Here is an 8,074-nt window from a genome sequence, read left to right on the forward strand (position 1 = left end):
AGAAATTAGAGGGTTTATTTGCCTTCCGTGAACTTGAACAGCAGCAGGCATTTTTAAAGATCTTGAGACGGGAGATTTGAGTATGAACATGAGTCGGAAGTTAGGGATACTGGTTTTCTGCGGGGTTCCCGCTATTGTCGGGGGCGGGACCGTATATGCGGTTTTTGGCAGCTATATCGCCGTGTTGATATACGAAATTCTTCTGTTGTTTGTGGCCGGCGGATTTGTGAGCAGATGATCATCCCCGCCGGCTCGGTGATGTGATACCTGTCCGGACTGCAGTCTATGCCGGCCTTTTTATGACCGGGCGGGCGATGGCTGCATTTGAAAACATCTTATGACCCAGGCGCTGAACAATGGGCCGCTGTGATTCCAGATGCGATCAGCGGCCCATTGTTTCAGAACGGAATGGCCGGACGTTTGGAGGTTTAATGGATGAAAAGTCCTCCCGGGATTTGATCCTGTGGTTTTTTTTGGTGCTTTTTCTGATGTCCATCCTCATGATGGGGTGGCTGTTGCGTCCGTTTATTTCCATCATCATTCTGGCCTTTGTGGTGACGGGGGTATTCAATTCCATCTATGTCGCATTCGCTGCCAAGCTCAAACCCCAGCCGGCATCCCTATTGACCTGTGTGCTTATCTTTATACTCCTGTTCTTGCCGGTTGTTCTGTTTGTGGGCATCTTGTCAAAAGAAGCCTATGACTTGTATCTCTTGGGAAAAGGCGCTCTGATCAATGAACGGGTCAAAAGCCTGCTGGCAGATAGCAGCATCCTCGATCGGGCCAATGTGCTTCTGGCAAATTTTGATTTTCAGATCACCGGCGACCATCTGTACCGGATACTGTCGGAAATCAGTAAAACCGTCGGCATGTTCTTTTACAAGCAGGCCAGTGCCGTTGCCACGAATGTGTTTGCGTTTATCGTCAATTTCTTTTTCATGCTGCTGATCACTTATTTCCTGCTGATTGACGGCCATAAGGCCATCTCCTTTATCACCAACCTTTCCCCGCTGCCCAGGGAACAGGACGAAAAGTTGATTCGCAAATTCAAGGACATTGCCGGTGCAATTCTGGTGGGCAACGGTCTGGGCGGATTGATTCAGGGGGTGTCGGGAGGGTTTGTTTTCGCGATGTTCGGATTGGATTCTCCTTTTTTGTGGGGGGTGGTCATGGCGCTGCTGGCCTTTTTGCCCATCGTCGGCATCGGGGTGGTGTTTATCCCGGCGGCGGTGTATCTGTTCTTAGCGGGAAGGATTGCGGCCGGTGTGTTTTTTATCGTTTTTTATATTATTCTGTCCGGGGTGGTCGAATATATTTTAAAACCAAAACTGGTGGGGACGCGGGTGAAAATGCATACCCTGCTGGTTTTTATTTCCATCATGGGCGGATTGAAGCTGTTCGGCATTCTGGGCATTATCTACGGCCCTTTGGTAGTGACTGCGTTTTTGACATTGACGGATATTTACCATACCAGCTATCAAAAGCTGGTTACACCCATAAAAAACTGAACCTTCCACAGAAGCACAGATTAAAGGTAGTGATATGATGCAAGCTGAGAATTTGTCTGAAATAAGTATCGACAGCGAGATGAAAAAATCTTATCTCGATTATGCCATGAGCGTCATCATCGGCAGGGCCTTGCCGGATGTCCGCGACGGCTTGAAACCGGTTCACCGGCGGATTTTATTCGCCATGCGGGAACTTAAAAACGACTGGAACAAACCGTATAAGAAATCCGCCCGAATCGTTGGGGATGTCATCGGTAAATATCATCCCCACGGCGATACAGCGGTTTATGACACCATTGTTCGAATGGCTCAGGATTTTTCGATGCGCTACCCGCTGGTGGACGGGCAGGGCAACTTCGGGTCCGTTGACGGCGATCCGGCCGCGGCCATGCGGTATACCGAGATTCGGATGATGGCCCTGTCTCATCAAATGCTGGAAGACCTGGACAAGGAAACCGTCGATTTTGTACCCAACTATGATGAATCCCTTTCAGAGCCGGCCGTATTGCCGGCCAAAATTCCGGCGCTGTTGATCAATGGATCATCCGGCATTGCCGTGGGCATGGCCACCAATATTCCGCCGCACAATCTCGCTGAAGTTGTCGATGCCATCAGCGCGCTGATTGATGACCCGGCGCTTTCCAGCAAAGAACTGATGGGCTATGTTTTAGGACCGGATTTTCCCACTTCCGGAATCATTTACGGGACCCGGGGGATTCACGAGGCCTATCAAACCGGGCGCGGGATTATCCGGGTACGGGCCCGCATCATCGTTGAAAAGGATAAACGCACCGAGCGCGAAACCATCGTCGTCACCCAGCTTCCCTATCAGGTCAATAAAGCCAGGCTGATCGAGAAGATTGCCGATTTGATTAAAAACAAACAGATTGAGGGATTTCAGTTTGTTCGGGACGAGTCCGACCGCGAAGGGATGCGGATTGCGCTGGGGCTTAAAAAAGACCAGATGTCGGCTGTGATCGTGAACCAGCTTTACAAGCACACCCAGATGGAGACCAGTTTCGGCATTATATTCCTGGCGGTGGTCAATAACCAGCCTCAGGTGCTGAACCTGAAGGAGATGCTGGAGCATTTCATCCTGCACCGCAAGGAAATCATCATCCGGCGGACCCGATTTGATCTGCGCAAGGCCGAAGAGCGCGCCCATATCCTCGAAGGACTCAAGATCGCCCTGGACAACCTGGATGCCGTGGTCGCCCTAATACGGGCGTCGCAATCGCCGGCGGACGCCAAAAAAGGGCTGATGGAGACGTTCAGTCTTTCGGTCATCCAGGCCCAGGCGATTCTGGACATGCGTCTGCAGCGGTTGACCGGCCTTGAACAGGAAAAAATACTGGAAGAGTATAAAAACGTGATCCAGGATATCGCCCGGTACCGGGAGATACTGGGCAATGAACGGCTGGTGTTAAACCTGATAAAGGAAGAACTCGCCGGGATAAAAAATGAATACGGGGATAAGCGGCGGACCGAAATTGTTGAGGAAACCCGGGAAATTACCATCGAGGATATGATCGTTGAAGAAGACATGGCGGTGACCATCTCCCAGAGCGGTTACATCAAGCGCAATCCGGTTTCGCTCTACCACAGCCAGCATCGCGGCGGCAAGGGCAAGACCGCCATGGTGCCCAAGGACGAGGATATCGTCCGGCATCTCTTCGTGGCCTCCACCCACCATACCTTTCTTTTTTTCACGAATCAGGGACGGGTCTACTGGTGCAAGGTGTACGACATTCCCCAGGCCGGGCGTCAGAGCCGCGGCAAGGCGATTATCAATCTGCTGAATTTTGTGGAGGGTGAAAAGCTGTCGACGGTCCTGGCTGTTCCGGCGTTTGAGACCGGTTATCATGTGATCATGGCAACCCGCCAGGGAATGATCAAAAAAACGGATCTGATGGACTACAGCCGCCCGCGTTCCGGCGGCATCATCGCCATGGGGCTGAAAAGCGGTGACGAGCTGATCTCCGTCCGGATCACCGACGGCACCCGCAATGTTTTTCTGTGTTCCGCCCTGGGAAAGTCGATCCGGTTTCATGAGTCGGATGTTCGTCCCACCGGCCGTGTTGCCATGGGTGTCCGTGGGATGCGGCTTTTGAAGGGCGATCGCATCGTGGGGATGGAAGTGCTGAGCCATGGCCAGACCGTGTTCGCCGCCACTGAACACGGATTCGGCAAGCGGACCTCGATTGACGAATATCCTGTTCAAAAACGGGGGGGGATGGGGGTTATCACCATCAAAACCAGCGAGCGCAACGGGCTTGTCGTGGCGCTTTTACTGGTTAATGAAAACGATGATCTGATGCTGATGAACGACAGCGGCAAAATCATCCGTATACCGGTGAGCGGTATCTCAGTGATCAGCCGCAACACCCAGGGCGTCAAACTGATCGATATTGAATCGGACGAAAAGGTGGCCGGGGCGGTGGTTGTGGCTGAAAAAGAAATTTAGAAGCTGATACAGATATGAATATGAAAAAAAATCCCAAGAAGTTAAACATCGGCGTGGTGGGGGCCGGCAGTTGGGGAACCGCCCTGGCCAATCTGCTCGGATTAAATGGATTTAACGTCACGTTGTGGGCTTTTGAGCCGGAAGTCAGGGAACAGATCCGAACATCACTGGAAAATGCGCTCTTTTTGCCGGGTGTTAAACTGCCTTCCGACTTGGCAGTGTCCAACGATCTGGCGGAGGTGGCCGGCGCCAAAGATCTGCTGGTGGTGGTGGTGCCGTCGCATGTCCTGAGGGCAACAGCCAAAAAAATGACAACGTTTGTTTCCCCTGAGACGATTGTGGTTTCAGCCTCCAAAGGGATTGAAAACAAAACCCACCTGACGATGTCCGCGATACTCAAGGAGATGCTGCCCCAGGTTGACCCCGGGAAACTGGCCGTTCTTTCAGGCCCCAGTTTTGCGCGCGAAGTCGCACGCAACGTTCCCACGGTGGTGACGGTGGCCTGCAAGGATCAGGGCGTGGCCGAGCTGGTGCAACATACCTTTGCATCCCCCTTTTTCCGGGTCTATACCAATGATGACCTGATGGGCGTCGAACTGGGCGGAGCGGTCAAGAATATCATCGCCATTGCCGCCGGAATCATTGACGGCCTCGGATTGGGGCTGAATACCCGGGCGGCCATGATTACCCGGGGGCTGGCCGAGATTCGCCGGCTGGGGGTCAAGCTGGGGGCCAATCCCCACACCTTTGCCGGGCTGGCCGGTGTGGGCGACCTGGTCCTGACCTGCACCGGGGATTTGAGCCGGAATCACAGCGTCGGCAAAAAGATCGGAGAGGGCAAGAAGCTGGCTGAAATACTGGCGGATATGCGGATGGTTGCCGAAGGCGTCAAGACCGCCAAGTCGGTGTATAATCTGTCGCGCAAACTCGGGGTGGACATGCCGATTTCCCATGAAGTCTATCATATCCTCTACGACGGCATCAAGCCCCAGACAGCGGTCCACCGATTAATGACCCGGGACTTGAAAAATGAAATAGAGGACTGATGGACAGGTCCGAATCTCATAAGGGGGCTGGTCACCGAGAGCGGCTGCGGAAAAAATTTCTTGAATCCGGGCTGTCCGGTTTTCACGATTATGAGGTCATTGAACTGCTGCTGACCATCGCGACCCCCCGCAAAGACTGCAAGGAAATCGCCAAGGCGCTTCTCAAGCGGTTTAAATCGCTCCAGCGCGTCCTGGAAGCGTCCCCCCGGGAGCTTTGTGAAATAGAGGGCATCGGACCCAAGAACCTGTTCGGCGTCAAACTGGTGAAAGCGGTTGCGGATCGGTATCTTGAAAAACGGCTCATCGAAAAAGATCCCCTCAATAATTCCAAAGAACTTTACGAATATCTGTGTCATAGCATTGGCGACAAACTCCGGGAGTATTTCAAGGTCGTGTTTCTGGATGCCAAAAACAAGGTGCTTGCGGTTGAAACGCTGTTCAAGGGAACACTGACGGCCAGTTCCGTTTATCCCCGGGAGGTGATTCTGGCCGCCATAAACCACGATGCCGCGGCTTTGATATTCGCCCACAACCATCCTTCGGGGGATCCCACGCCGTCTCCCGAGGATATGGCCATCACGCGGCAGCTGATCCAGGCCTGTGCGGTGATGGGAATCACGGTTCATGAACATATCGTTATGGGGAACAGTTCTTATTACAGTTTCGCGGATCATGGCCATATTGCCCGGATTTACCGTGAACATGAAAAGCACTGATCGCCCCGTTTCATAATATAGATCGCCGGAAGGGCGATTTGGAAAGAAAACGAATATGAAATCCGACAGCAGCGAACATCCCGCCTGTTTCGGCGTCCTGGAACAGGTTTTCCCTAAAAGTGAGGACGGACTGCGACAGTCCCCGGAGCGCTGTATGAATTGCCGCCTCAAGGTGGACTGTTTGCGCGCGGCTGTGTCCGGACCGGAGGGAAACCGGGTGCGGGAAGAAGTGATCGACCGGGCCTATGGGACCGGCGTCATTTCCTTTTTTGAGAGGTGGTCGAAGAAGAAATATTTTCGCGGCAGACTGAAAAAGGAAACCGAAAAAACACAAAAAGAAGGAGGGGTTCATGAAGACGATTAAAGATGTCGATATCAACGGCAAGCGAGTGTTTTTCCGGGTCGACTTTAATGTTCCCTTGGATGAAAACCGGCAGGTCTCCGACGACTCCCGCCTGACAGCGGTTTTGCCGACGCTTGCGTATGCACTGGAACAAAAAGCCATGGTGATCCTGTCGTCCCATCTGGGCCGCCCGGAAGGCAAGGTGGTCCCGGAGATGAGCCTGGCGCCGGTGGCGGTGCATCTGGGTCGACTCATGAATACGGATGTCAAGATGGCGCCGGACTGCATCGGTCCGGCCGTAAAATCCCTTGTTGCCGGCATGAAGCCGGGGGATTTGCTGCTGCTGGAAAATCTGCGGTTTCACCCCCAGGAACAAAATAAGGACGATGCTTTTGCCGCAGCGCTGGCTGAACTGGGGGATGTCTATATCAATGACGCTTTTGCGGTTTCTCACCGTCCGGATGCATCCGTGGTCGCCATCACCCGGCATGTGCCGGTGTGCGCGGCCGGGTTTCTGCTGGCAAAAGAGATCGAGTATTTTGATAAAGCCATGTCCCATCCCAAGCGCCCCCTTGCGGCGGTTGTGGGTGGCGCAAAGGTATCCGGCAAACTGGGGGCCCTGGAAAATATGCTGGCGCATGTGGACAAACTGCTCATCGGCGGCGCCATGGCCAATACGTTTTTAAAAAGCCGCGGTGTTTCGGTGGGAAAATCTAAGATTGAAGAAGACCTGATTCCGGTGGCCGAGACCGTGATGAAAAAAGCCCGGGAAAAAGGCATTGAGTTCCTTCTCCCGGTGGATGTGGTGGTGGCGGACCGGCCGGCGCCGGATGCTGAACCGAAAATCGTGTCGATCGGGGAAATTCCCGCCGACAAGATGGCGCTGGACATCGGACCGGAGACGTCAAAGCTTTATCGAAAGGCGCTTGGGGATGCGGCCACCATTATCTGGAACGGTCCCTTGGGGGTTTTTGAAATAGACGCCTTTAGCCGGGGAACTCTAGAAATGGCCAAGTGTCTGGCCGATTCAGGGGCGCTGACCATCGTCGGGGGCGGGGATACGGATGCCGCTATCCACAAGGCCGGCATTGCCGATAAGATTTCCTACATCTCCACCGGCGGCGGCGCGTTTATGGAACTGCTGGAAGGAAAAACACTGCCGGGGGTTGCCGCGCTGGAAAAAGCCGAATCCCGGCGCTGAATCGGTATGACCCTGAACAGACTCTCCATAAAACTGATCCTGGTCGCTACAGCGGCCGCCTGCGGGCTGGCCGTCATCGTTTATGTTTACAGGGATTTCCTGGGTGAAGCCGTCACTCGATATTACGCCCTGTTTACCGACCGGGAAGCGGTGAAAAATTTTATTGCCTCCTTTGGCATGGCCGCACCGCTTGTGTTTGTGTTGATTCAGATCCTGCAGGTGATCTTTGCCCCGGTACCGGGTGAAGTGACCGGCTTTATCGGGGGGTATCTGTTCGGTGCGACCCAAGGGTTTTTATTATCCAGCCTTGCCCTGACAGTGGGTTCCTGGTTGAATTTTTCCATTGGCCGTTTTCTGGGACGACGCTATGTCAGAAACATGTTACCCGCCGATGTGCTGGAGCGTTTCGACCGGGTCTTGAAACACCAGGGTGTGATCGTCAGTTTCATCTTGTTTATCATACCCGGTTTTCCAAAAGATTATCTCTGCCTTTTTCTGGGATTCAGCACCATACCCCTTAAAATTTTAATGATACTGGCGGCCGTCGGCCGCATGCCCGGAACCCTGCTCCTCAGCCTCCAGGGGGCTTTTCTTTTCAGGCAGAACTACTGGCTGTTTGCCCTGGTATTTGGCTTATGTCTGTTGGCGGCCTTTCTGGGATATCGCTACCGCGAAGCCGTCTATGGATGGGTTGAAAAATTAAATAGCGGATAATTAACCAGCAATTTTGACTGAAAGTGATAAGTGCTAATTTCAGTGCATATTATGCATTAATCTGAAAAAAATTTCGCGATGT

General features: G+C 53.2%; 8 protein-coding genes. All 8 read left to right on the top strand.

The features are described from left to right. The first annotated feature begins 88 nt into the window (after positions 1 to 88). Positions 89 to 238 (top strand): hypothetical protein, encoded by a 150-nt coding sequence (locus P1P89_12980; protein MDF1592423.1) that lies wholly within the window; start codon positions 89 to 91, stop codon positions 236 to 238. Between the two features lie 193 nt (positions 239 to 431). Then, on the top strand, positions 432 to 1,508 hold the full coding sequence (locus P1P89_12985; GenBank protein ID MDF1592424.1) for an AI-2E family transporter: 1,077 nt from the start codon (positions 432 to 434) through the stop codon (positions 1,506 to 1,508). A gap of 34 nt (positions 1,509 to 1,542) precedes the next feature. Then, positions 1,543 to 3,972, top strand: a complete 2,430-nt coding sequence (gene gyrA / locus P1P89_12990) for a DNA gyrase subunit A (protein MDF1592425.1) — start codon at positions 1,543 to 1,545, stop codon at positions 3,970 to 3,972. A 14-nt stretch (positions 3,973 to 3,986) separates the two neighbouring features. Further along, positions 3,987 to 5,018, top strand: a complete 1,032-nt coding sequence (locus P1P89_12995; protein MDF1592426.1) for an NAD(P)H-dependent glycerol-3-phosphate dehydrogenase — start codon at positions 3,987 to 3,989, stop codon at positions 5,016 to 5,018. After that, positions 5,018 to 5,734: a DNA repair protein RadC gene (gene radC / locus P1P89_13000; protein MDF1592427.1), complete on the top strand. Its 717-nt coding sequence runs from the start codon at positions 5,018 to 5,020 to the stop codon at positions 5,732 to 5,734. Before P1P89_12995 ends, radC begins: the two co-directional genes overlap by 1 nt. Before the next feature lie 55 nt (positions 5,735 to 5,789). Next, positions 5,790 to 6,098 (top strand): hypothetical protein, encoded by a 309-nt coding sequence (locus tag P1P89_13005; protein MDF1592428.1) that lies wholly within the window; start codon positions 5,790 to 5,792, stop codon positions 6,096 to 6,098. Beyond that, a complete protein-coding gene (locus tag P1P89_13010; GenBank protein ID MDF1592429.1) occupies positions 6,085 to 7,278 on the top strand; it encodes a phosphoglycerate kinase in 1,194 nt (397 codons plus the stop codon). The genes P1P89_13005 and P1P89_13010 overlap by 14 nt, the downstream gene beginning before the upstream one ends. A gap of 6 nt (positions 7,279 to 7,284) precedes the next feature. Beyond that, positions 7,285 to 7,992 (top strand): VTT domain-containing protein, encoded by a 708-nt coding sequence (locus P1P89_13015; GenBank protein ID MDF1592430.1) that lies wholly within the window; start codon positions 7,285 to 7,287, stop codon positions 7,990 to 7,992. Positions 7,993 to 8,074: the final 82 nt, after the last annotated feature.

The organism is Desulfobacterales bacterium, assembly GCA_029211065.1.
GTDB lineage: Bacteria > Desulfobacterota > Desulfobacteria > Desulfobacterales > JARGFK01 > JARGFK01.